This window comes from Afipia sp. GW822-FHT04G07, from assembly GCF_058800765.1.
This window is the reverse complement of record NZ_JBXAMP010000001.1, coordinates 1,298,196-1,322,242: the sequence shown is the minus strand read 5'-3', so window position 1 is coordinate 1,322,242 and position 24,047 is coordinate 1,298,196. Positions and strand designations below refer to the sequence as shown.

Sequence of the window (24,047 nt, the reverse complement as noted above, 5' to 3'; positions counted from 1 at the left end):
ATGACACAGAAGACATTCGCGGGCGCCAACGTCCTCGTCGTGGGTGGCGCGGGATTCGTCGGCTCGAACCTCGTGCGGCTGCTGCGCGAGCAGGGACCGTCACGTATCGTTATTGTGGACAATTTGCTGTCAGCGGACATTTCCAATGTGCCGGAGGGAGACGACATCGACTTCCGCCTCGGCTCGGTCGCCGATGACGCGATCCTCGAGAAGCTTCCCAGCGATCTGGATTATGTTTTTCATCTTGCCTGTTATCACGGCAACCAGTCGTCGATCGCAGATCCGATGGCCGATCATGCCAACAACACCCTGACGACGCTGAAACTGTTCGAGCGGCTGAAGGGCATGGGGTCGCTGCGCAAGGTCGTGTACGCTGCCGCCGGATGCGCCGTGGCGGAGAAAACCTTCGACGGCGCCAGTGCGACGACGGAAGACGCGCCGGTTTCGCTGTTTCATGACAGCCCGTACTCGATCTCGAAGTTGATCGGGGAGATGTACGGCAACTACTATTTCACGCGCCACAAACTGCCATTCGTCAAGGCGCGGTTCCAGAACGTCTATGGCCCTGGCGAAATTCTCGGCGCGGGACGCTGGCGCGGAACGGTCCATACAGTGTGGCGCAACGTGACGCCGACCTTCATATGGAAAGCGCTGCATGGCGAGGCGCTGCCGGTAGAGAATGGCGGTATCGCCACGCGCGACTTCATCTTCGTGGAAGACATGGCGCGCGGCCTGATGGCCTGCGCGCTCAACGGCGATCCGGGCGAAATCTACAATCTCGCCTCCGGCGTTGAGACGACCATTCGGGAATTGGCGGAGCGCATCAATGCGTTTGCCGGCAATGCAACGCCGATTGCATTGACGCCCGCCCGGGATTGGGACCGTTCCGGTCAGCGTTTCGGCGATCCTTCAAAGGCATCCGAGAAACTCGGCTTCGCCGCAAGCGTCGCGCATAAGGATGGATTGGCGAAAACCATCGCATGGACGCGAGATAACAAGGAACGTATCCTCAACTGCATGAACCAGCACGCCCGCTACGTGCCGCAAGTCCGGACTTACAGCCGGTGACCCGCAAGATCGTCACCGTCGTCGGCGCCCGCCCTCAGTTCATCAAGGCGGCGGCGGTCAGCCGTGCCATTCGCGAGACGGACGGCCTCCATGAGGTCATGATTCACACCGGGCAGCATTTCGACGCCGACATGTCGGATGTATTCTTCGATGAGCTCGATATTCCGGCACCCGCGCACCGGCTCGACATTCACGGCGGCGGCCATGGCGAGATGACGGGGCGGATGCTCGCGGCCATCGAGCCCGTTTTGATATCCGAGAAGCCGGACTGGGTCGTGGTTTATGGCGACACCAATTCGACGCTCGCCGGCGCACTTGCCGCGGCGAAACTTCACATCCCGATTGCCCATGTTGAGGCCGGTCTGCGATCCTACAATCGGCGGATGCCCGAGGAGGTCAATCGCGTCCTGACCGATCACCTGTCAGCTTTGCATTTGTGTCCGACGCGGGCGGCTGTCGAGAATCTCGCAAAGGAAGGCGTCTCCAAGGGCGTCCATCATATCGGCGATGTCATGTACGACGCGACGCTGTTCGCCATCGGTCGTGCCGAGGGCGCGTCGAACATCCTTGCCGAACTCGGCCTTGCGACGAAGGGCTACGGCGTTGCGACCGTCCACCGCGCGGAGAACACCGACGATCCCGCGCGGCTCAAGGCCGCCATTTCATTTTTGCAGAAGGAAGCGGAGACCCGCCCGGTCGTCCTTCCGCTGCATCCCCGCACGCGGCAGAACGCGGAACGCATGGGCATCGCGCTCACCGGCCTGAAAGTGCTCGGCCCGGTGGGATATCTCGACATGGCCCGGCTGCTGAACGGAGCCGTCGCCGCGTTTACCGATTCCGGTGGACTGCAGAAGGAAGCGTATTTCCACCGCGTTCCGTGCACGACCTTACGCGATGAAACCGAATGGGTCGAAACCGTTACGCACGGCTGGAACCGGCTTTGGCAAGGTCCGGATTTCACCGCGCGCAAGGAAATCGACGAATACGGCGATGGCCGCGCGGCGTTCCGGATCGCGGACCTTTTGAAAATTTCCCTATGAATTCAGGCGGTGACAGCCGGATGCGGCTGCTGGTCGGTTATGCCGACTATACCGACCGCCTGTCTTATTATGACGACTGGCGCGATGCGTTCACGCAAGCGCCGCAGTTCGATGCTGTTCCCTTCAACATCGCCGCTTCCGACGCGAAGGCGAAGCTTCCGCATCTGCTGCGCGAGGTCGATGCCGTCGTTCTGCTGCATTCGACCAACGGCGATACCACGATGTATCTGGAGCCGCATCTGGCCGCGCTTGCGGAGCGCAAGGTGCCGCTTCTGACCTTTGTCGGCAACGAGGTGAATCTTCCGGGCTCGCCGATTGCCGACAAGCGCAGGGCATTCGGCGCAATGCGGCCGGACTACATCGCAACCCAGCTTCTGCCCGAAGCAGGGAAGTATCTTTTCGGCGATGTTGCCGTTCGGGATGTCGTTGCCATTCCTCATGCGTTAAATCCTGAGGCCTACCAGCCGGTGCGATCGCAGAACGAGCGGTCGCTCGATGTCGGAGCGCGGGCGGTCAAGTATCTGCCCCACCTCGGCGACGACGACCGCAATCGCCTGCTGCAGTGGTTCGCGGATCATGGATCTGAGCGCGGCCTGAACGTGGAGGTCTCCGATACGCGGCTCGACCGCCGGGGCTGGGCCGATTATCTCAACAGTTGCAAGGCGACGGTGGCCACCGAGGCCGGAAGCTGGTTTCTCGAGCGCGACGACACGACCGTGAACGCGGTTCGTGAATACGTTCTGTCGAAATCTTCAAGCGGCTTCGTGCTTAAAAACGATTCCATTTTCCGGCGCCTCGGCCATCGGCTTCCGTGGTGGACAAGATCGATTGCGCGGCGCGCGATGCGCAACGGTCCTTTTCGGCATGAGGCGCTCGTGAACGAGCAGCTCGATCACGACGAGATCTTCGAGAAATTCTTTGCCGGGCGTCCGCGCCCGGCCCATTACAGCAAGTGCATCAGTTCACGGCATTTCGATGCCGCCGGCACCAAGACCTGCCAGATCATGTTTCGCGGGCGGTTCAATGACATTCTGCGGGCCGACGAACACTATCTGGCGCTGGAATCGGATTTTTCCAACATTGACGATGTGCTCGATGCATTCCGTGATTCCACCAAGCGTCAGAGAATCGCTGATGCGGCTTTCGATCTGGTGATGTCCGAGCATACCTACGCGCATCGGATGCAGCAGGTTTATGACGTTCTCGCCGGCATGCCCAAAGCTCAGCCGCAATCCTTGAACTCTGGTCTCAGTTCGTGACGGCGAGATTAGCCGAGAGCGGGCGTCCATGTGCGGGATAGCGGGCATTTTCCGCAGACAAGGCGGCGCTGCCGCGCTTGCGGAGTCGGTCGGGCGTATGACGGATGCTCTCGCGCATCGCGGACCGGATGCCAGCGGTGTATGGACCGACACGGGGGGCAAGATTTGTCTCGGGCACCGCCGGCTGTCCATTCTCGAATTGTCGGCGGCGGGAGCCCAGCCGATGCACAGCGATTGCGGCCGGTTCAGCGTGACGTTTAACGGCGAGATCTACAATCATCTCGATATTCGCCGCGAACTTGAGGCGGACGGCGCTGCTCCCAACTGGAACGGGCATTCGGACACCGAAACGCTGCTTTATGCGGTTCGCCGCTGGGGTATCGAGGGCGCGCTGCAGCGCTTCAACGGCATGTTTGCGTTTGCAATCTGGGATGCGCGCGATCAGGTCTTGACGCTGTGCCGGGATCGTTTCGGCGAGAAGCCGCTGTTCTATGGCTGGATCGGAACGGATTTGGTATTCGCGTCCGAACTCAAGGCCTTTGCCCGTCACCCGCAATGGAAGCCGTCGATCGATCGTCGCGCGATGACGTCGTTCATGCGCTATTCCTATGTGCCGGCGCCTTTGACGATCTGGGAAGGAATCAAAAAACTTGAGCCCGGATCCTTTCTCTCGATTTCCCAGGACGTAAACCCCGGGAGTTGTCCTGAGTCTCGGGCCTATTGGTCGATGCGAGATCAGGTGGTCGCCGGCCAGCATCAGCGCCTGGACGATCCGGTTGCGGCGACCGATGAACTGGAGCGGCTTTTGTCGCTGGCCGTCCAGCGCCAGTCGCTGTCCGACGTTCCGCTCGGAGCGTTTCTGTCGGGCGGCATCGATTCCTCGACCATCGTGGCGTTGATGCAGAAGCAATCGGCGCAGCCGATCAAGACATTTTCGATTGGATTTGCCGAATCCGAGTTCAACGAAGCGGTCCATGCGCGCGGCATCGCAAGGCACCTCGCGACCGATCATACCGAACTGATCATCGCGCCCACAGATGCGCGCGACGTGATTCCGAAGCTGGCTGAGATGTTCGACGAGCCGTTCGCGGATTCGTCGCAGATTCCGACGCGGCTTGTTGCAGCGCTTGCGCGGCGCAGCGTCACGGTTTCACTGTCGGGCGACGGCGGGGACGAACTGTTTGGTGGTTATAACCGGCATGTCTGGGGCGGGCGGCTTCACGCGCGGTTAGGTTCGCTTCCCATGCCGGTCAGGCGCGTTCTTGCCGGGCTGTTGGGACTTGTTTCACCGGAGCCTGCAAACACCATCGGACAAGCTCTCGGAAGAGTGCTTCCGCCACGCTACCGGATTCTGCGGGCAGGGGACCAGATCGCCAAAATCGCGCGGATCGTCAATTCGAACAATCTTGACGAGATGTACCGGCGGCTGAGTTCGATCGACGACGACCCGGTTCTTGCGGTTGTCGGCGGAAGCGAGTCTCCCAACTGGTTTACCGGCCAGATGGGCGCGATCAATCAACCGCTCGACCCGCTCGACCGGATGACTTTGTCGGATGCGCTCAGCTATCTGTCGGACGACATTCTTCAGAAAGTCGATCGCGCGGCCATGTCGGTCAGCCTCGAAACACGAGTGCCGTTTCTCGACAAGGATGTCGCGGAGTTCAGTTGCCGCGTGCCGCCCGACATGAAAGTGAAGGACGGCGGCGGCAAATGGCTGGTGCGGCAGGTGCTGGACCGCCATGTGCCCCGCAAACTGATCGACCGGCCGAAGACCGGATTTGGCATCCCGCTGGACGATTGGCTTCGTGGGCCGCTCAGGCCGTGGGCATCGGATCTGCTGTCGCCGGCCCGTCTCCAGCGTCAGGGCTTGTTCGATGCGTCTCGCGTCAGCCGAATATGGGGAGAGCATCTGAGCGGATCACGCAATCACGGGCATTGGCTCTGGAATGTGCTGATGGCACAAACCTGGGCCGATGCCTGGTATCAGCCTGCACAGGTTTCTCGATAAATTTCAGCCACTCCGGCATTTCACCTTTCTCAAACCAGAACAGTCAGCCATCATGATTCCGTTGTCGTCGCGCAAAGCGGCCATTCTCAAGCATTCCGAAACATACGCTGCCGACCGTGAGGCTTGGCGCGCGAAGTCCTCGTTCTTTCATCGCGAGGATGAAAAGTATCTGCGCTTCCTGATTCCTGCGGGCGCGCGGGTTCTGGAGATCGGTTGTGGCACCGGCGATACGCTCGCGGCGCTGGAGCCGTCGTACGGCGTTGGTGTCGATTTCAGCCCCGGCATGATCGCACAGGCTCAAAGGCTGCACCCAGAGCTGACGTTTGAAGTCGGCGACGCGGAAGACGCTGCGACGATCGAGGCGCTGGAAGGGCCGTTCGACTTTATTCTGGTGCAGGACACCATCGGATCGCTCGACGATTGCCAGAAGTTTTTGGCGCAGTTGCATCCGTTGTGCGCGCGTCATACGCGCATCGTCATCGGGCATTTCTCGCATCTTTGGCAGCCTGTTCTGCGTTTCGCCGAAGCCATCGGCCAGCGGATGCCTTATCCGGAGCAGAACATCCTGTCCCCCGATGACGTCGCGGCGCTTGCCGATCTGGCCGACATGGATCCAGTCAAGGCGGAGCGGCGCTTGCTGATGCCGGTGTCGCTCTTCGGGATCGGGCGTCTCATCAATCGCTTTATCAGCGTGCTTCCGGGAATCCGGCTGCTCGCGCTTCGTCATTATGTCGTGTGCCGGTCGCTGCGCGCGGCTGGCGATGAACTGAAGTCGGCAACGGTTGTGATTCCCGCGCGCAACGAGCGCGGCAATATCGAGCCCGCGGTGCAGCGGTTGCCGCAATTCTGCGACGACATCGAGATCATTTTCATCGAGGGCCACAGCAAGGACGGCACCTTCGAGGAAATCGAGCGGGTCAGGGCCGCTTACCCAGAGAAAGACATCAAGGCGATGCGCCAGCCCGGCAAGGGCAAGGCCGATGCCGTGTTCACGGCTTACGACGTCGCGCGCGGCGATGTGCTGATGATCCTGGATGCGGACCTCACGATGCCGCCGGAACAGTTGCCGAAGTTCTGGGATGCCATCAAGTCGGGGAAGGGAGAGTTCATCAACGGTTCACGCCTTGTCTACCCGCTGGAGGAAGATGCGATGCGCTTCCTAAATCTGATCGCCAACAAGATATTCTCATATCTGTTTTCGTGGTTGCTCAACGAGCGTTACACGGACACGCTGTGCGGTACCAAGGTGATGCGCAGGACCGATTACTATCGCCTGCGTGATGGGAAAGCCTATTTCGGTGACTTCGATCCGTTCGGCGATTTCGATCTGATTTTCGGCGCCTCGAAACTGAACCTCAAGGCCATCGATCTTCCCATCCGCTATGCCGCGCGCTCTTACGGCGAGACGCAGATCTCGCGGTTTCGTCATGGCGTGATGTTGCTGAAAATGGTGGTCTTCGCGTTCTTCAAGATCAAGGCGATCTGACCCGCGTTAGCCGGTGCGGGCGATCACGTTGATGCTTGCGCCGTCGCCGACAAGCCGGCGCAGGTCTTCAGGCGCCGTGGGAAGAAGACGTTCGGTTCGTTCGTGATAGAAGCGATAGCCGTGCGGAGCGAAGCAGGCGAGCAGTTCTTCAAGCGACGAGCCCCGCTCGTCGAGCACATACGGCGACAATTCCATCAGGAACACAGGGCGGCTGTCGCGCAACAGCGCCGTCGCGCCACGCAGGACTTCGGTTTCAAACCCGTCGACGTCGAGTTTGACAAGCTGCACGGCCGGATTGCCCCTCTCGGCGAGAACGCCGTCGATGCTGCGGGCGCTGGCTTTCTCGGTCGGCATCGCCTGACCGAGATGCTTGGCGTGCAGGTCTTCGCTCGGCTTGAGCGGCCAGCTCGAATAGATCGAGGCCGGCACCTTTGCTTCGTCCTTCGCCGCGAGAAAGCAGTTGAATGGTGTCACGCGCGCCGCAAGATCGGGGTTGAGTTCGAGGTTGCGAAGCAGTTTCTTGTAGGCGTAATCCGTCGGCTCGAAGGAGAGTACGCGCCCTGACGGGCCGACGAGCTGGGCGAGCGGGAGGGAATGCGCGCCGATGTTTGCGCCGATGTCGAGCACGAGCGATGACGGCTTGACCCATTTCCGCAATGCATTCTGCGTTCCCCGCTCGAACATGTTGCCGAGAAAGATCGCGAGATCGATGCCTTGCGACAGATCGAGATCGTATCTCACGCCATTTCGTGTCACCACGGACCGATCCGAGAGCCCGGCCAATGCACGCGCCATGTGAACGCCGCGGTAGGCAAGGCGCGCCAAAGCGAGTTTGTGGACGGTCTTCATTCGTTTCTCTATTGATGGAAAATACGGCGCGGCGGCAGGAATTGCCCGTTCTCTTAGCCGGTTTATTTCGCAAGCAAAATAGCCTTCATCATTCAGAAGTGCCTCATGTCCCGATCAGTTGAACCGTCCCCATCCCCATCGGACAAGGCCCACGGCCGGCCCGACGCGCTGGCGCGTCTGGCGCCGTTCGGGTGGCGCGGCGGCCTCATGGTCATTGTGCTGCTGCTGGTCGCTTCCTTTGTGCTGGCTGGCTATTTCGTTATCTATTGGCGCAACGCCGATATGGATTTGATCGTTGTCTATGACGCGCTGGCGCTGAATGACGGCCGCTACGTCTTCTTTCCTCATCCTGCCTATCTCACGATTATCTCGCTCAGCCGCTGGTTTCAGTTCCTGCACCAGATCGGCCTTCTCGATGCCTCCTCGCTTTCGGCGATCCCGTCCGCGGCGAATGTGCCGGCCTTCGATGCGGCAATGACCGCGGCGGTCCGGGCGGGCAGGGTGTACGCGCTTCTCACCGCGCTCGTGTTTGTCCTGGCTTTCGCTGGTCTCGCGCGGCGTCTCGTTCGCGATTGGCGGGTCGCGCTGCTCGCAACCTTTGCGTTTGCGTTCTCCGGCGGCGTCGCGGTTCATCTGCGCATTCTGCGCAGCGAAATGATCGCGGGCTGTTTCTTTGCGTTTGCACTGATGATCCTGATCGCGGTTGCGCGGCGCGGGACCAACTGGCGGCCGCTGGCGATGGGTTTTGCCGCGATGCTTTGTATGCTGGCTCTGGAGAACAAGATTCATGCAATCCTGCTGATTGCGCTACTTCCGGCGCTGATCCTTTCGTTCGGGTCGTCGTCCGGGGCAAGCCGCGCCTTCTGGAATAACACGACGCGTGCATGGCTCGCCGTCATGGTTGTGGCAGCGGTCGCTGTATTGACGCTTTATCTGGCGCGGCCCCTGATAGCGCTTGGACTCAACCCGCCGGCTGTTGACTCCCCGTCGTTGAAAATTATTCTTTTTGAGAAGCCGATATTCTTTGGCAGGTTCGGCATCTATCAGGCGGCGCTGCTCGGCTGGATTTTCGCATGCATGATTGCATTCGCCAAAATCTGGCATGTGCGGTTGACGGAAACCCTTGCGGCGATGTTCGCCGTCGCGGCTGGCGCGGCGCTCGGTCTGCTGGCTTTATTCATTCATTTCGACACCAGCAATGTCGCCGTTGTTTTAAACCCGCTCGAGGAAATGCTCACCTTCGCGGATCCCCAGGCAGTCTCGGCGGCGGGTGCGAGCGGGCCATTCGCGGCTATTGGCCTGTTGCTGTCCGGTGTGCTGAGCGTTCTGCAGCGCTACACATTCTTCTTGTTTACGTCGCCGCGCCCGACGGTCTTCCTGACGTGGCTGATCTTGCCGGGCATCGTCTATGCGTGGCGGCGGGGCGAACGGCAGGTTGCGTTGCAGGCGGCCTTTCTCATGCTGTCGGCGATTGGCATCGACGCGCTTGGCGTCCGCCGCGGACTGAAAGCCGAGTATTTCATACTCACTGATCCGCTGATCATCATTGCGGGCATGATCCTGCTCGACCGTCTGAGCGAATTCAGATTTCACAGATGGGCCTATGCGGTCGGCGCGGTGCTGATCGTTCTTCATGTCAGCATCAGTCAGGCCGAGGCCATCAAGTCGATGACCCGCCGCGCCGGGCCGGAAGGCATTTGCGTGTGGAACGAGTTGTATCTGCCGCAGCTTCCGGTGCCGTGGTGCGCCGTTCCGGCGAAGCCGTCCTAGCCGTCGGTCAATTCGGCGGCCCGTTCAAGGTCGTCAGGGGCTGCGGCCTTCTCGGCGCTCAGGATCCAGACAAGCCCGCCGATGGCCCCCACCACGAATGACGACGCGCCGAACAGCAGCGACACCACGGTGCCGTCGGTCTGTGCCAGCCCTGCATAGCCGAATGCCACCATCATCGTCGCTTCGCGCACGCCCCAGCCGGCAATGGAGATCGGCAGCATCGTGATCAGCATGATCGGCGGGATCAGCATGAAAAGCTGTTCGAAGCCTGCCGATGCCGCGATGGAACGCACGGCGCACCAGGCGATTACGACGGCCATGATGTGAATGAGCAGCGACAAGACCGCGACCTTCGGCCCGGTGCCGGCGCTGAAGAGGACCCGGTTTGCGATCACCGAACAGGCGTGAACATGTTTGGTCGGCCAGAACGTTGTCAGCCATTTCCAGGGCAGGTGACCAAGCAACAGAAATCCGAGCCCGGCGGAAATCGCAGCGACATCGATCAGCAGCAGGGCGATGCGTCCGCGCGGACTGGCGATCAGATCGTAGCTCCACGGCAGGCTTGCGACCACGATGATCGCCAGTGCGATCAGGCCGATCGCCCGATCGACCAGAACCGAATAGGTCGCCGCGCGCCAGCCTGCACCGGTTTGCTTTACCAGCCACAGCCGCATCGCGTCGCCGCCGATGGTGGAAGGGAGCGTCTGGTTGAAGAACATGCCGATCATATTGTAGCGAAAGGCCTGCCCGGCACCGAGCGGTGCTGCGCAGCTCGCACTGATTTCACGCCAGCGCAGCGCGCCCAGAAGAATCTGGAATACGGTTGCCAGCACGGCGAGCGAAACCCAGCCCACGTTGATCTGGCTCAGACGTGACTGAATGGCCGCAAAATTGATGCCGCGAAACGCAAAATAGAGAAGCGCTGCGGAAACCAGTATTCGAGCGGCAAGAAGGAGAAATCCGCGCATTCCGGACCGCGATGGTTAACTTCTGGAGGGTCTGGCAAAAGGCCCCAATACGGTGGCTGCCAGGCGATTTTCACCGTCTTGGTATGGCTTTAGGGCCGCTCTGGCAATAGTAAAGCTCTCGCCTATTGCGGCGGTTGCGGCGCGCCGGGTAAAGAGAGCAAACCGATCCAAACCGGCGCAAACAGCGCCTTTTCAAGTACGAGGACAGCCACGCGTGGCACACGGACGCAAGATTGCGGTTATTGGTCTGGGGTATGTCGGATTGCCCGTTGCGGTGGCATTCGCACGGGCCGGCGTTTCAGTTGTTGGATTTGACATCGACCAAAGGCGCATCGGCGAATTGCGTGAAGGGCATGACCGCACCCACGAGGTCGAGCCCGCGGATCTGCATCATGCATCACTGTCGTTCACCCACGATATCGCAACGCTCGCGTCCTCGGACTTCTACATTGTCACCGTGCCGACACCGATCGATGCGGCCCGCCAGCCCGATCTCGGCGCGATGTTCGCGGCGTCGCGCACCGTTGGCAGTGTGTTGAAGAAAGGCGACATCGTCGTCTATGAATCGACAGTCTATCCGGGAGCAGTCGAGGAAGATTGCATCCCCATTCTTGAGAAGGCTTCCGGACTCAAGGCGGGATCGGATTTCAAGGTCGGCTATTCGCCGGAGCGGATCAATCCCGGCGACAAGCAGCACAGGTTCGAGACCATCATGAAGGTGGTCTCGGCGCAGGATGCCGCCACGCTTGATATCGTCGCCGATGTCTATGGATCGGTTGTCACGGCCGGGATCCATCGGGCTCCCACGATCAAGGTGGCCGAGGCCGCGAAGGTCATCGAAAACACACAACGTGATCTCAATATCGCGTTCATGAACGAGTTGTCGCTGATTTTCCAGGCGCTCGACATCGATACCGGCGATGTGCTGGCTGCCGCGCGGACCAAATGGAACTTCATGCCGTTCCAGCCAGGGCTTGTCGGGGGACACTGTATCGGCGTCGATCCGTACTATCTCACCTATCGCGCAGAGAAGGCGGGCTACCATCCCGAAGTTATTCTTGCGGGACGCCGGATCAATGACGGCATGGGACAGCGCATCGCGCGTGAGTGCATCCGCGGCCTGTTGCGCCGAAAGGGCAGCGGCGGCGTCGTCACCGTGCTCGGCCTGACCTTCAAGGAAGATGTTCCCGATACGCGCAATTCGCGTGTGGTCGATGTGATACGTGAACTGGAATCGTTCGGTCTCAAGGTGCAGGTCTGCGATCCGATGGCGGATCCGGCTGACGCGAAGCATGAATATGGCGTTACACTGACCGATTTCGGCGCATTGCAGCCTGCCGACGCCGTGATTGTTGCTGTCGCACATAAAAATTATATCGATGCCGGCTGGCCGATGATCCAGAAATTGCTTGCTGGCGGCGGAGGCCTTGTTCTCGACATCAAGGCGAAGCTTGATCGCAGCAAGCTGCCCGCTGGCGTCGAGTTGTGGCGCCTCTAGTCGTTCGTTTGGAGAAAGAATGTCGGATCAGACGGTACTGGTGACAGGTGCGGCGGGCTTCATCGGCTTTCATGTCGCGCAGGCGTTGTTGCAGGCGGGACGCAATGTCGTGGGCCTGGACAACCTGAACAGCTACTACGATCCGAAACTGAAGGATGCCCGGCTCAGCATTCTGAAAAACAATCCGAAGTTCAGTTTCATCAAGCTTGATCTCGCCGATCGTGCCGGGATGGCGGCTCTTTTTGCCGAGCACAAATTCCCCGTCGTCATTCATCTCGCCGCGCAGGCGGGCGTGCGTTACTCGATCGAAAACCCTCATGCGTATGCCGACGCAAACCTCGAGGGTTTCGTCAATGTGCTGGAGGGATGCCGGCATAACGAATGCCGCCACCTTTTGTATGCGTCGTCGTCATCGGTGTATGGCGCAAACACCAAGCTGCCGTTCTCCGTGAACGACAGCGTCGATCATCCCATCAGCCTGTACGCGGCCTCCAAAAAGGCCAATGAATTGATGGCGCATTCGTACAGCCATCTTTACCGGATTCCCTCGACCGGTCTTCGTTTCTTCACGGTGTATGGCCCATGGGGCCGGCCGGACATGGCGATCTTCCTGTTCGCGAAGGCGATCCTCGAAGGGCAGCCGATCAAGATGTTCAATCACGGCGATATGCGCCGCGATTTCACCTACGTCGATGATGTCACGGAAGCGATTGTGCGGCTGATCGACCACGCCCCCGTTGGAAAGTCCCAGACGTCCGGGACTAGCTCGGCTCCGTGGCGGATATTCAACGTGGGAAACAACCAGCCGGAAGAGCTGTCGAAGGTTGTGGCGATTCTCGAAAAGGAATTCGGACGCACGGCGGCAAAGGAAATGCTTCCGATGCAGCCGGGCGACGTTCCGGCCACCTACGCAGACGTTGACGATCTGATGCGGGAAGTCGGGTTTCGCCCGTCGACCTCGATCGAGGACGGCATCGCGCGATTTGCCAGATGGTATCGCGACTATCATCGGCTGTGAAATCTGTGGATTTTGAGGGCGCATGAGCGAACGAATTATTCCATTGATCATGTGCGGCGGCGCGGGAACGCGCCTGTGGCCAGCCTCGCGCGAGGGGCGTCCGAAACAGTTTCTTAGGCTGTTCGGCGAGCGATCGACGTTTCAGGACACCATGCTGCGCGTCAGCGAGCCGACCTTGTTCGGGCGTCCGATCGTTATCACCAATGCTGCGTATCGCTTCATGGTGCTCGAGCAACTGAACGAGATCGGCCTCGATGCGGATATTCTTCTTGAACCCGCGCGGCGCGATTCCGGACCGGCGATTGCTACCGGTGCTGCCTTTGCGCTGACGCGCGATGCGGATGCGGTCGTGCTGGCGCTCGCCGCCGATCATGTGGTGCGCGATCCTGGTGCTTTCATCGAGGCCTGCCGCAAGGCATTAAGTGTCGCCAGCGCCGGGCGGATTGTGACCTTCGGCGTGCTTCCGGAACGGCCTGCCACTGAATACGGCTACATCCGGCCGGGCGATGTTGTGTCCGGCGACGTGCGCGCGGTCGCAACGTTTGTCGAAAAACCGAATCCCGCAACCGCAACCCGCTACGTCGCGGAAGGCTATTTTTGGAACTGCGGTAACTTCATGTTTCGCGCGCAGATGTTGCTCGACGAATATCGCGCCGTCGATTCCGCCAGCGTCAGCACATTGACCGAGGCCGTGAACAACGCCGGGCGCGACCTCGACTTCATCACGCTCCCGCTGGAATCGTTCGGCAAAGCGAAAGCCATTTCCATCGATTACGCCGTGATGGAGAAAACCACGCAGGCCGCGGTCATTCCCGTCGCCTGCGGCTGGTCGGATGTCGGCTCGTGGCACGCGGTTTGGGAACTGTCGGACAAGGACGAGCACGGCAACGTGGCGCAGGGCCTCACGGTGTTCGAGGACTCGCGCAACTGCAACGTCTCCACCGACAAGGCGCTGGTTGCGCTGGAGGGCGTCGACGATCTGGTCGTGGTGGCGACGCAGGACGCGATCCTGGTCTCGCGCCAGAGCGATCCGAATGGATTGAAGCGGCTGGTCGGCAAGCTGAGAACCGTGGCTCCGCAGGTGACCGAGGATCATCTCAAGGTTCATCGGCCCTGGGGATCGTACCAGTCGCTCGATACCGGCGAGCGCCATCAGGTGAAACGGATCATCGTCAAGGCTGGTGGCCGCCTCTCATTGCAGAAGCATCATCATCGATCCGAACACTGGATCGTGGTGCGCGGCACTGCATTGGTCACGGTCAACGACCTGCAGAAGATGGTTCACGAAAACGAGTCGATCTACATTCCGATCGGTGCCGTCCACCGCATGGAAAATCCCGGCAAGATTCCGCTGGAGCTTATCGAGGTCCAGACCGGCAGTTACCTGGGTGAGGACGACATCATCCGGATCGAGGACGATTACCGCAGGTCATGACATCCGGCCCGGCGGCAAGCTAGAAAGATTCTAGTTTTTCAATGGGTTATGTCGCCGATTGGTGTAATTGTTTGCATCAAAATGTGTAGCGCATTCCGGCAGCAGCGTTCGCCACATATGTGACGCCATGCTAGGACATCGCAGGCGAACGGCGAGGCGACTCGCGCACAGGATTCAAAGGTTTCAAATATGAGTTCGACGGTGTCGGCTAAAAGTTCTGCGGACGATACACGGTTGCTGCGCGTCGGCGTTGTCGGTGCGGGCGTCATGGGCACCAACCATGCGCGCGTGCTGGCCGGTCTGCCCGGCGTCAAGCTGATCGGCATTGTCGATCCGCTGTCCGCGCATCGCACGCGTGCCGAGCAAATGCTGAACTGCCCGACGTTCACGACGCTGGATGAAATGCTTGATGCGGGTCTCGATGCCGTGACCATCGCGGCGCCGACGCACCTTCATCGCGAAGTCTCGCTCGCCTGCATCGCGCGCAAGATTCACGTCCTCGTCGAAAAGCCAATCGCGTCCTCGGTCGAGGAGGGCAATGAAATCGTGGCCGCCGCGCGCGCTGCCGGCGTGACCCTGATGGTCGGCCATGTCGAGCGTTTCAATCCGGCGGTGGCTGCGATCAAGCAGGCGATCAAGGATGAGGAAATCCTGTCGATTGCGATTACCCGCGTCGGACCTTTCCCGCCGCGAATGTCGAATGTCGGCGTCGTCATCGACCTTGCGGTTCACGACATCGATCTCATTCGCTGGTTCACCGAATCCGACATCGTCGACGTGCAGCCACAACTGGCGAGCGCCGTGGCCGAGCGCGAAGACATCGCCTTGCTTCAGTTCCGCACCGCCTCCGGCGTGCTCGCTCATATCAACACCAACTGGCTGACGCCCTTCAAGGCGCGCAGCGTCACCGTGGCGACGCGCGGCAAATACATTCAGGGCGATCTGCTGACGCGGCAGGTGACCGAGTGCTTCGGCTTCCAGCGCGACGGCAGCTATTCCATGCGTCATCTCTCCGTCGGTCACGACGAGCCGCTGCGGGCTGAACTGGTCGCCTTCCTCGATGCGGTGCGGACCGGCAATGCTCCGGCCGTGACGGGCGACGAAGGCGTCGCCAGCCTTGAGATTGCAATCAGGTGTCTCGACGTTCCCGCCGGCTCCATCGCTACACCGCTGCGCAAGGGACCGCGCGCGGTCGCAAGCTGACGGCAGACTTCATTATTATTTTCACATCAATCCGGCACGCATCATGAACCAGCATCTGCGATCAGAACCCGTGGCTTTCATCGACATTGTCGCGCAGCGCCAGCGTCTCGGCACGAAGATCGACGACGCTGTTACGCGCGTTCTCACGCACTGCCAGTTCATCAACGGTCCCGAAGTCGCCCAGCTTGAAGCGGATCTCGCTGCGTTCTGCGGCGCCAAGCATGTGGTCGCCTGCGCCAGCGGCACCGACGCCCTGCTGATGGTGCTGATGGCTGAAGGCATTGGCCCCGGCGATGCGGTGATCTGTCCGTCGTTCACGTTCTGCGCAACCGGCGAAGTCGTCGCGCTGACCGGCGCGACGCCGGTGTTCGCCGATGTCGACGAAGCGACTTTCAATTTGAACATAGGTTCGCTGAAGAAGGCGATTGCGACCGCCAAGAAGCTTGGGCTCAAGCCGAAGGCCGTGATCCCGGTTGATCTGTTCGGCCAGAGCGCGGACCACGATGGCATCGCCGATGTGGCGAAAAGCGAAGGGCTGTTTGTGCTGGACGATGCCGCGCAATCGTTCGGCGCGAGTTACAAGGGCCGCCGGCTCGGCACGTTCGGGCTTGCCACGGCCACCAGCTTCTTTCCCGCCAAGCCGCTGGGCTGCTTCGGCGACGGCGGAGCGATCTTTACCGATGACGCGGGCCTTGCAGAACGGCTGCGCAGCGTGCGCGTGCACGGGCAGGGCCGCGAGAAATACGACAACGTCCGCATCGGCCTGACCGCGCGCCTCGATACCATGCAGGCTGCGATCCTGATCGAGAAGCTGAAGATTTTCGACGACGAAATCGAAGCGCGCAACAAGGTCGCGGGCCGCTATTTCGATGCCCTGCATAACATCGTGATCGCGCCGCGCGTCGCGGAGGGCAACGTGTCGACCTGGGCGCAGTACACCATCCGGCTGCCGAATGGCGGCCGCGACGCCTTCGCCGACGCCCTCAAGGCGCAAGGCATTCCGACCGCGATCTATTATCCGAAGTCGATGCACCAGCAGACAGCCTACAAGCACTATCCCTCGGCTGAGGGCGGGCTGCCGGTCAGCGAGAAGTTGTCGCAGGACGTTATCAGCCTGCCGATGCACGCCTATCTCGATCAGGCTTCGCAGGATCGCGTGATCAAGGCTGTGCGCGACGCGCTTTCATAACGATTTGAGCATTTTGCGACGCTGTCTCATGATATAGAAGCAGCGGATGCTCGGGCGAATTTTCACCGTCGGCGGCTATACCCTTCTCTCGCGGGTCACGGGCTTCGCGCGCGACATCATGCTCGCGGCGATCCTCGGCGCCGGTCCGTTGGCGGACGCCTTTTTCGTGGCGCTGCGGCTTCCCAATCATTTTCGGGCGATCTTCGCGGAAGGCGCGTTCAACGCCGCCTTCGTCCCTGCCTACTCGCATCTCTATAACCAGAGCCAGCCGTCCGCGAAGCTGTTCGCCGACCGCATCTTCACGCTACTGTTCAGCGTGCAGGCTGTCCTGCTGGTAATCGCCTGGCTGTTCATGCCGCAGGTCATCGCTGTTCTCGCGCCGGGGTTTACCAGCGACCCGGTGCGCGGTGAGCTTGCGGTCTCGTTGTCCCGCATCACCTTTCCGTACCTGCTGCTGATCACGCTGGTCACGCTGTACGGCGGGATGCTGAATGTCATGCATCGCTTCGCGACGGCGGCGGCGGCGCCCATATTCCTCAACCTGTCGATGATGCTCACGCTGGCGCTGGCTGCGTTCTTCCCGAATGCCGGCTACGCAGCCGCGTGGGGCGTTCTGATCGCGGGATTTTTAGAGTTCTTCCTGCTGGCCGGGGACGCCGGGCGCAACGGCATTCTGCCGAAGTTTTCCGCGTTCAAGCTCGACAATGATGTACGCGCGTTCTTCCGCGCGCTTGGCCCTGCGACGGTCGGCTCGATGGGCACGCAGATCGCGCTGTTCGCCGACACGATCATTGCGACCTTCCTGGCCGCGGGCGCGTTGTCCGCGCTTTACTATGCCGACCGGCTCAATCAGTTGCCCATCGGCGTCATCGGCATCGCCATCGGCACGGTGTTGCTGCCGGAAATGTCCCGGCGAATCACCGCAGGCGATCATGCAGGCGCCATGGCCTCGCAACGCCGCGCGTTCGACTTCACATTGCTGTTCTCGATACCGTTTGTCGCTGCTTTCCTCACGGTGCCTGATGTCATCATGCGCGCCATGTTCGCGCGCGGCGCATTCTCGAAGGCCGATGCCGCCGCAGCCGGAGCGACGCTTGCGGCCTATGCGATCGGGTTGATTCCCTTCGTCCTGATCAGGAGTGCGATCGCCACCTTCTATGCCCGCAAGGACACCGCCACACCGGTCAAGGCCGCGCTCACTGGGGTTGCGGTCAATGTCGCATTGAAAATCGCGCTGGTGGGTTCGCTGGCGCAAATAGGCCTGGCGCTCGCCACCGCCGTCGGCGCATGGGTCAATTTGCTGCTGGTGGTGCTGTTTGCCGTGCGCCGCAAATACCTCGTATTTGATCGCGTTTTCCTGACGTCGCTCGGAAAGTTCGCAGTGGCAGGTGTTGTGCTTGCTGCGGCGCTTTGGCTGATGTCGCGATGGGTGTACTCCGTGCTGGCCGGCATGACCTCGCTGCGCGATGAAACCGCTCTCGGAATTTTGATCGCGGCGGGCGCGATCGTTTATGGCGGGTCCGTGTTGCTGCTGTTCGGACGGCGCTGGCTGGGTGCCCTGGTGCGCCCTTAGGGCAATTGCACTTCCGCTCATTCCCCTGCATGATGGACGTTAGAAACGTTCCAGTTTTGCAGTCGGAGATCGCATGGCTCCAGTCAAGTTCGGCGTCGGGCAAAGTGTCCTGCGCAAGGAAGACGATGCTCTTATTCGCGGCAGGGGGCGCTACACGGACGATTACGCGCCGTCGTCCGCGCTTCATGCGCTGGTGCTGCGTTCTCCTCACGCCCACGCGAAGTTCAAGATCGATGCATCGCGCGCCCGCGGCCTGCCTGGCGTCGCCGCTGTTCTGACAGCCGACGATGTGAAAGACCTAGGCGGTCTTCCGTGTCTGTTCAATCTTCCGGACGAGCCTTTCACCGGGCCGCCATATGCGATCCTCGCGCGCGATGTCGTCCGGCATGTCGGCGATGCGGTCGCATTCGTCGTGGCGGATACGGTGGAGCAGGCGCGCGACGCGATTGAAGCGATCGAGGTCGAATGGACGCCGCTGCCGGCCGTCATCGGTCTGGTCAACGCGGTGAAGAAAGGCGCGCCGCAGGTCTGGCCGGAACATGCAGGCAATGTGCTGTTCGATACGGCGCTGGGCGACAAAAAAGCGACAGAAGCGGCCTTTGCGAAAGCCCACGCGGTGGCTGAAATCACCATCGTCAATCCGCGCGTCGTGACCAATTACATGGAAACCCGCGCGGTGGTTTGTGAGTACGATGCCAAGCGCGATCACCTGACGCTGACGATCGGCAGCCAGGGCAGCCATCGGCTGCGCGACATTCTCTGTCAGAACGTTCTCAACATCCCCGTCGAGAAAATGCGCGTGATCTGCCCCGATGTGGGCGGCGGTTTCGGCACCAAGCTGTTTCCCTATCGCGAATACGCGCTGGCTGCGGTTGCCGCGCGTAAGCTGAATAAAACGGTGAAATGGACCGCCGAGCGGGCCGATCACTTTGTCGGAGATGCGCAGGGACGCGACAATCTCACCACCGCGCGCATGGCGCTCGCCGAGGACGGCAAGTTTCTCGGCATGGACGTCGATCTGATGGGCGACATGGGCGCCTATCTCTCGACCTTCGGCCCCTACATCCCGCACGGCGGCGCGGGAATGCTGCCGGGCCTCTACGACATCGACGCGTTTCATTGCCGTGTCCGTACGGTGTTCACCAACACCGTGCCGGTGGATGCCTATCGCGGTGCTGGACGCCCGGAAGCCGCCTATGTGGTCGAGCGTCTGGTCGATGCCGCCGCGCGCAAGCTCGGCATGACGCCCGATGCGATCCGGCGCAAGAACTTCATTCAGCCGCGCGCGATGCCGTACACGACGGCCACCGGCAAGATCTACGATTCCGGCGACTTCGCCGCGCACATGAAGCGCGCGATGGAGGTCGCGGAGTGGAAGGATTTCCCCAGGCGCGCCAAGGCCGCGAAGAAGCAGGGTCTGGTGCGCGGTATCGGCCTCGGCACCTATGTCGAGGTCTGCGGCACCATGGGCGAGGAAACCGCGCAGGTGCGGCTCGATCCGACCGGCGATGTTTCGATCCTGATCGGCACGCAGTCGACCGGGCAGGGACATCAGACCGCCTATGCGCAACTTGTCGCGGAACAGTTCGGGATCGCACCCGAGCGCGTTCATATCTTTCAGGGCGACACCGACCAGATCCCCACAGGTCTCGGCACCGGTGGATCGAGCTCCATTCCGTCCGGCGGTGTGAGCGTGGAGCGGGCCACCCGCAAGCTCGGTGCGAATTTGAAAGACATCGCGGCCGATGCGCTTGAAACAGGCGCGGGCGATCTCGAATTCAGCAACGGTTCGATCCGCGTCGCCGGCACCGACCGGTCGATTTCATTCGCCGATCTTGCGAAGCGCGCGGGCGATCCGTCGAAGCTGAGCGCGAGCGAGACGTTCACCAGCGCGGACGGCACCTATCCGAACGGCACGCACCTTGCCGAAGTTGAAATCGACCCGGCCACGGGCGCGATCCATGTCGTGAACTATGTCATCGTCGATGACTTCGGCGTCACGCTCAATCCGTTGCTGCTGGCGGGACAGGTGCACGGCGGCACCATCCAGGGCATCGGACAGGCCCTGATGGAGCAGGCGGTCTACGACAGCGTGGACGGCCAGCTTGTGACGGGCACGTTCATGGACTACGCGCTGCCGCGCGCGGCGGACGGGCCTTCGATCAAGTTCGAGACCCGCAATGTGCCGTGCACGACCAACCCGCTCGGCGTCAAGGGCGCCGGCGAAGCAGGCGCGATCGGTTCATGTCCCGCGGTGGTGAACGCAATCATCGAGGGCCTCTGGCGCGAGTACGGAATCGATCACATCGATATGCCGGCCACCGCCGAGCGGGTCTGGACGGCGATCGCGCAGAGTCGTCGCGAGCACCGATTGTAGAAATTCCCGCACCACAAAAAATTGTTGGGCTTGTCAGTTCGCGACGGGAATGTTGGACTCTGCCAGGGTTGCGGAAAGAACCATTTTGAAACCGAGGGAAGGAAATATCCTGATGATGCGTTCCGTTCTTGTGGCCGCCGCGATCGTGCTCGGTGTGACGGCTGTCTCCGCCCAGCAAGACATCGCCGAGCAGCAGGATAAGCTGATGAAGACACTGGCGAGACCGATGTATGGGGTGCTCGGCCGCACAGTGAGAGGCCAGTCCGCCTACGATCAGGCGGCTATCAATGCCGCACTGGTTCAGCTCGAAGAGAATGTTGGAAAGGTTGCGAATGTTTTTGCGATCAATCCGAAGGAAGATGTTTTCGGTGCGGACTATGGATCGTCGCAAAAAATCTGGCAGAACAAGGCGGATTTCGATTCGAAAATTCCTCCGGTTGCCAAGGCTATTGCGGACGCCAAGGGCAAGATCAAGGATGCGGATAGTCTGAAGGCGGCTTACACCACCATCAACGACCGGTGCAACGATTGTCACGAAACCTACCGGGTCAAGCTGAAGTGACCGCTTGATTTCATCCAGTTCAGGCAAATGATCACGGGGCGGTCGCATTCAAGCGATCCGCCCCTTTTGGTATCCGATAAGATCTCGGTGCGAAACTACTTGGTGACCTGTCCGCGGATCTCGCCGCCCTTGTTCGCCTCGGTATGGATGTTGATGTACATCTTTCCGGCCATCAGGTCGGCGGCCTGAGCGTCGGTGAGGGTGGCGCTGCCCTGGGCCCCGCTGGCAGCATCCTTGAACGGAACGGCTACCGGCGCGTTCTTGCCGGCTTCGGCGGGACCGTGGAAATGCGCCATGGTGGCCGGGCCGGTGAGGCCGGAATAGGTCACCTTCCATGTCAGCATTTTGGTCGCCGTATCATATGTGACGTCCGCGGTGCCCTTTCCCGGGCTGGTATTGGCAGGTACTTCGGCTGCGCTGGTCAGATTGACCTTCATGGTCATCTTCTCGGCGAATGCCGGTCCGCTGAGTGCGATGCACGCCAGGGCCGCGACCGTAAATGTTTTGCCGTTCATGGTTTTCTCCCCTAGTTTTGGTACTTCCAATATCGATTGAACACTGGCCTTGGTCTTTTAGTTCCTGTCGATTTCTCCGGGGGCGATAATGTTTCGGAAGCTTTTCCTGCTGGCGATCGTCGCCCTTGTCGCCGGCCTGGGAGTTTTCTGGTTCGTCACCGTGCCGGCGGTAGTGTCTGCCGAAGCGTTGCCCGCCTATTCGCCGAACCTCGCCAACGGCAAGGCCGTATTCGATGCCGGCGGCTGTGCGTCATGCCATGCGGTGACCGGTGAGCCGCGCACCATGCTCGGCGGTGGGCTCGCCATTCCGTCGCCATTCGGCACGTTCTACGCACCGAACATTTCGCCGCACAAGCAGAACGGCATCGGCGGCTGGACCGAGGCGAATTTCGTCACCGCGATGAAGAAGGGAACGTCGCCTGCTGGGACGCACTATTTTCCTGCGTTTCCCTACGGCTCCTATCAGCACGCGACCGACAACGACATCCGCGACCTGTTCGCCTACATCAGGACGCTGCCGCCGCTGTCGGGGCGCATCCGCGATCACAACGTGAGTTTTCCGTTCAACGTGCGGCGTCTGGTCGGCGGCTGGAAATTCCTGTTCCTCGACGACAAACCGTTTGCGCCTGATCCGAAACAATCGGCGGCATGGAATCGCGGCGCTTATCTCGTGAACGGCCTCGGTCACTGCGCCGAGTGCCACAGCCCGCGCAATTTCCTCGGCGGCATCGTCTCTTCGCAGAAGTTCGCCGGCGGACCGAATCCCGAAGGCGAGGGCTGGGTGCCGAACATCACCCAGAAGGGTCTCAAGGACTGGTCGGAAAAGGAGCTCGCATGGTTCCTCAAGACCGGCGAGACGCCGTCAGGCGACACTGCGGGCGGTTCGATGGTACGCGTCATCAAGAATACGTCTGAGCTGAGCGACGCGGACCGCGCGGCCATGGCGGCCTATCTGAAGTCGCTTCCGGCGGTCGATGGTCCGGCGCGGCCCAAGAAAAAGACCTGAGCAAAAAGACCTGCGCAGAAGACCCTAGCCGCGGGCCTGTCGGCGTAGGTCTGCCCGCATAGCCCGGCGGAAAGCCATGTTGAGACCGGGGTTTTCCGGAGCCTCCCTACATGCTTTGTCGGGCTGAATTGCCCCCGGATTCCCGCTTTCCTCAAATGAATATCGTCAAAGCCGTATCGTTCAAGGCTGCCAGCACGCTGATGTTTGCGGCCATGGGCGCCCAGGTGCGCTATCTGGGTGGAGCCTATCCGGAAGGGCAGGTTGCGTTCTTTCGGTCCGTGTTTGCGCTTGTCCCGATCCTGATCGTGTTTGCCTGGCGCGGGCAACTGCGTGGCGCGCTCTACACCAAGCGGCCAGCCGATCATCTGCTGCGTGGTGTCTTCAGCGTGGTCGGCACCTTCGCGACCTTCGCGGCGCTTGCCCGCATTCCGCTGGCGGATTTCACCGCCATCGCATTCCTTGCGCCGCTGATCACCGTGATCTTCGCGGCTGTGTTCCTCAAGGAGCACGTTCATGCCTACCGCTGGTCGGCGGTGGTGTTCGGCTTCGGCGGCGTGATCTTGATGCTGACGCCTTATGCACGCGACCACACAGTGTTGACGGCCTCGATGGCGGCGGGCGTGTTCTTCGCGCTGACCAATGCATTCACCTCGGGCGGCGCGTCGATTCAGATCCGCCGCCTGACCGCGACCGAGACGACGTCGTCCATCGTGATTTTCATGACGCTGCTGGTGCTGGTCGTGTCGCTGCTGACGGCGCCGTTCGGTTGGCGCATTCCGTCGACCTGGGAGGAGCTTGCGATCCTCGCCGGGATCGGCATCGCCGGCGGGCTCGGGCAGATCTTCTTCACCGACAGTTATCGCTACGCGCCGGCGTCGTTTCTCGCGCCGTTCGACTACACCGCGATGCTGTGGGCGTTCATGCTCGGCTACTGGTTCTTCGGCGAAGTCCCGACGCTCTATGTCGTCGTCGGCGCAGTGGTGGTTGCCGGTGCTGGGATTTTCGTGATCCTGCGCGAGCGCTATCTCGGCCTGAAGCGGCTGCGCGACATGCCGGTTGCGGCCATCGCAACCACCGCCGACGACGAGGAAGATCCCGACGCGCCGGTCACAGGCACGGCGAAGGCAGCCTGAAGACCTCCTAGGCCGTGTACCCATAAACCCGGTCGCGTGGCGCAACGAGGTCGATGTCCGCTTTGCTCCTCAAGCGACGCAGTTGCTGCG

At 61.1% G+C, this 24,047-nt stretch carries 19 protein-coding genes; 16 read left to right on the top strand and 3 right to left on the bottom strand.

Annotated elements, in window-relative coordinates:
- Genes AC1RKJ_RS06595 through AC1RKJ_RS06575 form a run of 5 tightly spaced genes read left to right on the top strand, consistent with a single transcriptional unit; the run spans position 1 to position 6,861 of the window.
- The gene (locus AC1RKJ_RS06595) at positions 1 to 1,068 is read left to right on the top strand and encodes an NAD-dependent epimerase/dehydratase family protein (protein ID WP_492790272.1); all 1,068 of its coding nucleotides are present in this window, start codon (positions 1 to 3) and stop codon (positions 1,066 to 1,068) included.
- Entirely contained in the window at positions 1,065 to 2,108 is a 1,044-nt protein-coding gene (gene wecB / locus AC1RKJ_RS06590; protein WP_492790271.1) for a non-hydrolyzing UDP-N-acetylglucosamine 2-epimerase, read from the top strand. The genes AC1RKJ_RS06595 and wecB overlap by 4 nt, the downstream gene beginning before the upstream one ends.
- Entirely contained in the window at positions 2,105 to 3,367 is a 1,263-nt protein-coding gene (locus AC1RKJ_RS06585; protein WP_492790270.1) for a glycosyltransferase family protein, read from the top strand. The genes wecB and AC1RKJ_RS06585 overlap by 4 nt, the downstream gene beginning before the upstream one ends.
- 28 nt (positions 3,368 to 3,395) lie before the next feature.
- A complete protein-coding gene (gene asnB, locus AC1RKJ_RS06580) occupies positions 3,396 to 5,375 on the top strand; it encodes an asparagine synthase (glutamine-hydrolyzing) (RefSeq protein WP_492790269.1) in 1,980 nt (659 codons plus the stop codon).
- Positions 5,376 to 5,427: 52 nt separating this feature from the next.
- The gene (locus AC1RKJ_RS06575; protein ID WP_492790268.1) at positions 5,428 to 6,861 is read left to right on the top strand and encodes a glycosyltransferase; all 1,434 of its coding nucleotides are present in this window, start codon (positions 5,428 to 5,430) and stop codon (positions 6,859 to 6,861) included.
- 6 nt (positions 6,862 to 6,867) lie between these two features.
- Here AC1RKJ_RS06575 and AC1RKJ_RS06570 read toward each other — a convergent pair whose 3' ends face one another.
- Positions 6,868 to 7,710 carry an FkbM family methyltransferase gene (locus AC1RKJ_RS06570; RefSeq protein ID WP_492790267.1) on the bottom strand — a complete coding sequence of 281 codons (843 nt, stop codon included), beginning with the start codon at positions 7,708 to 7,710 and terminating at the stop codon, positions 6,868 to 6,870.
- A gap of 105 nt (positions 7,711 to 7,815) precedes the next feature.
- On the opposite strand from AC1RKJ_RS06570, the gene AC1RKJ_RS06565 reads away from it, so the two are divergent.
- Positions 7,816 to 9,480 carry a hypothetical protein gene (locus AC1RKJ_RS06565; protein WP_492790266.1) on the top strand — a complete coding sequence of 555 codons (1,665 nt, stop codon included), beginning with the start codon at positions 7,816 to 7,818 and terminating at the stop codon, positions 9,478 to 9,480.
- Here the strand turns inward: AC1RKJ_RS06565 and AC1RKJ_RS06560 are convergent.
- A complete protein-coding gene (locus tag AC1RKJ_RS06560) occupies positions 9,477 to 10,448 on the bottom strand; it encodes a lysylphosphatidylglycerol synthase transmembrane domain-containing protein (RefSeq protein ID WP_492790265.1) in 972 nt (323 codons plus the stop codon). The genes AC1RKJ_RS06565 and AC1RKJ_RS06560 overlap by 4 nt on opposite strands.
- Positions 10,449 to 10,662: 214 nt before the next feature.
- On the opposite strand from AC1RKJ_RS06560, the gene AC1RKJ_RS06555 reads away from it, so the two are divergent.
- From AC1RKJ_RS06555 to AC1RKJ_RS06520, 8 genes are all read left to right on the top strand, one after another.
- On the top strand, positions 10,663 to 11,946 hold the full coding sequence (locus AC1RKJ_RS06555; protein WP_492790264.1) for a nucleotide sugar dehydrogenase: 1,284 nt from the start codon (positions 10,663 to 10,665) through the stop codon (positions 11,944 to 11,946).
- A 19-nt stretch (positions 11,947 to 11,965) separates the two neighbouring features.
- The gene (locus AC1RKJ_RS06550) at positions 11,966 to 12,964 is read left to right on the top strand and encodes an NAD-dependent epimerase (protein ID WP_492790263.1); all 999 of its coding nucleotides are present in this window, start codon (positions 11,966 to 11,968) and stop codon (positions 12,962 to 12,964) included.
- A gap of 22 nt (positions 12,965 to 12,986) precedes the next feature.
- On the top strand, positions 12,987 to 14,399 hold the full coding sequence (locus AC1RKJ_RS06545) for a mannose-1-phosphate guanylyltransferase/mannose-6-phosphate isomerase (protein ID WP_492790262.1): 1,413 nt from the start codon (positions 12,987 to 12,989) through the stop codon (positions 14,397 to 14,399).
- A gap of 189 nt (positions 14,400 to 14,588) precedes the next feature.
- Complete coding sequence (locus AC1RKJ_RS06540) at positions 14,589 to 15,602, top strand: Gfo/Idh/MocA family oxidoreductase (RefSeq protein ID WP_492790261.1); 1,014 nt, start codon at positions 14,589 to 14,591, stop codon at positions 15,600 to 15,602.
- Between the two features lie 43 nt (positions 15,603 to 15,645).
- Entirely contained in the window at positions 15,646 to 16,791 is a 1,146-nt protein-coding gene (locus tag AC1RKJ_RS06535; RefSeq protein ID WP_492790260.1) for a DegT/DnrJ/EryC1/StrS family aminotransferase, read from the top strand.
- A 46-nt stretch (positions 16,792 to 16,837) separates the two neighbouring features.
- The gene (gene murJ, locus AC1RKJ_RS06530) at positions 16,838 to 18,364 is read left to right on the top strand and encodes a murein biosynthesis integral membrane protein MurJ (RefSeq protein WP_492790259.1); all 1,527 of its coding nucleotides are present in this window, start codon (positions 16,838 to 16,840) and stop codon (positions 18,362 to 18,364) included.
- A 73-nt stretch (positions 18,365 to 18,437) separates the two neighbouring features.
- Positions 18,438 to 20,741: a xanthine dehydrogenase family protein molybdopterin-binding subunit gene (locus AC1RKJ_RS06525; RefSeq protein ID WP_492790258.1), complete on the top strand. Its 2,304-nt coding sequence runs from the start codon at positions 18,438 to 18,440 to the stop codon at positions 20,739 to 20,741.
- A 112-nt stretch (positions 20,742 to 20,853) separates the two neighbouring features.
- Positions 20,854 to 21,303 (top strand): cytochrome c, encoded by a 450-nt coding sequence (locus tag AC1RKJ_RS06520; RefSeq protein WP_492790257.1) that lies wholly within the window; start codon positions 20,854 to 20,856, stop codon positions 21,301 to 21,303.
- Between the two features lie 95 nt (positions 21,304 to 21,398).
- On the opposite strand, the gene AC1RKJ_RS06515 is transcribed toward AC1RKJ_RS06520, so the two are convergent.
- Complete coding sequence (locus AC1RKJ_RS06515; protein ID WP_492790256.1) at positions 21,399 to 21,818, bottom strand: CHRD domain-containing protein; 420 nt, start codon at positions 21,816 to 21,818, stop codon at positions 21,399 to 21,401.
- A gap of 88 nt (positions 21,819 to 21,906) precedes the next feature.
- On the opposite strand from AC1RKJ_RS06515, the gene AC1RKJ_RS06510 reads away from it, so the two are divergent.
- Together AC1RKJ_RS06510 and AC1RKJ_RS06505 are read left to right on the top strand one after the other, a co-directional pair.
- Positions 21,907 to 22,824 carry a c-type cytochrome gene (locus AC1RKJ_RS06510; RefSeq protein WP_492790255.1) on the top strand — a complete coding sequence of 306 codons (918 nt, stop codon included), beginning with the start codon at positions 21,907 to 21,909 and terminating at the stop codon, positions 22,822 to 22,824.
- Positions 22,825 to 22,979: 155 nt separating this feature from the next.
- On the top strand, positions 22,980 to 23,957 hold the full coding sequence (locus tag AC1RKJ_RS06505; RefSeq protein ID WP_492790254.1) for a DMT family transporter: 978 nt from the start codon (positions 22,980 to 22,982) through the stop codon (positions 23,955 to 23,957).
- The last annotated feature ends 90 nt before the right edge of the window (positions 23,958 to 24,047 follow it).

Coding starts and splice junctions, on each gene's coding strand:
- AC1RKJ_RS06595 (WP_492790272.1), top strand. CDS start 1: ATGACACAGAAGACATTCGCGGGCGCCAACGTCCTCGTCGTGGGTGGC.
- AC1RKJ_RS06585 (WP_492790270.1), top strand. CDS start 2,105: ATGAATTCAGGCGGTGACAGCCGGATGCGGCTGCTGGTCGGTTATGCC.
- asnB (WP_492790269.1), top strand. CDS start 3,396: ATGTGCGGGATAGCGGGCATTTTCCGCAGACAAGGCGGCGCTGCCGCG.
- AC1RKJ_RS06575 (WP_492790268.1), top strand. CDS start 5,428: ATGATTCCGTTGTCGTCGCGCAAAGCGGCCATTCTCAAGCATTCCGAA.
- AC1RKJ_RS06570 (WP_492790267.1), bottom strand. CDS start 7,710: ATGAAGACCGTCCACAAACTCGCTTTGGCGCGCCTTGCCTACCGCGGC.
- AC1RKJ_RS06565 (WP_492790266.1), top strand. CDS start 7,816: ATGTCCCGATCAGTTGAACCGTCCCCATCCCCATCGGACAAGGCCCAC.
- AC1RKJ_RS06560 (WP_492790265.1), bottom strand. CDS start 10,448: ATGCGCGGATTTCTCCTTCTTGCCGCTCGAATACTGGTTTCCGCAGCG.
- AC1RKJ_RS06550 (WP_492790263.1), top strand. CDS start 11,966: ATGTCGGATCAGACGGTACTGGTGACAGGTGCGGCGGGCTTCATCGGC.
- AC1RKJ_RS06545 (WP_492790262.1), top strand. CDS start 12,987: ATGAGCGAACGAATTATTCCATTGATCATGTGCGGCGGCGCGGGAACG.
- AC1RKJ_RS06540 (WP_492790261.1), top strand. CDS start 14,589: ATGAGTTCGACGGTGTCGGCTAAAAGTTCTGCGGACGATACACGGTTG.
- AC1RKJ_RS06535 (WP_492790260.1), top strand. CDS start 15,646: ATGAACCAGCATCTGCGATCAGAACCCGTGGCTTTCATCGACATTGTC.
- murJ (WP_492790259.1), top strand. CDS start 16,838: ATGCTCGGGCGAATTTTCACCGTCGGCGGCTATACCCTTCTCTCGCGG.
- AC1RKJ_RS06525 (WP_492790258.1), top strand. CDS start 18,438: ATGGCTCCAGTCAAGTTCGGCGTCGGGCAAAGTGTCCTGCGCAAGGAA.
- AC1RKJ_RS06520 (WP_492790257.1), top strand. CDS start 20,854: ATGATGCGTTCCGTTCTTGTGGCCGCCGCGATCGTGCTCGGTGTGACG.
- AC1RKJ_RS06515 (WP_492790256.1), bottom strand. CDS start 21,818: ATGAACGGCAAAACATTTACGGTCGCGGCCCTGGCGTGCATCGCACTC.
- AC1RKJ_RS06510 (WP_492790255.1), top strand. CDS start 21,907: ATGTTTCGGAAGCTTTTCCTGCTGGCGATCGTCGCCCTTGTCGCCGGC.
- AC1RKJ_RS06505 (WP_492790254.1), top strand. CDS start 22,980: ATGAATATCGTCAAAGCCGTATCGTTCAAGGCTGCCAGCACGCTGATG.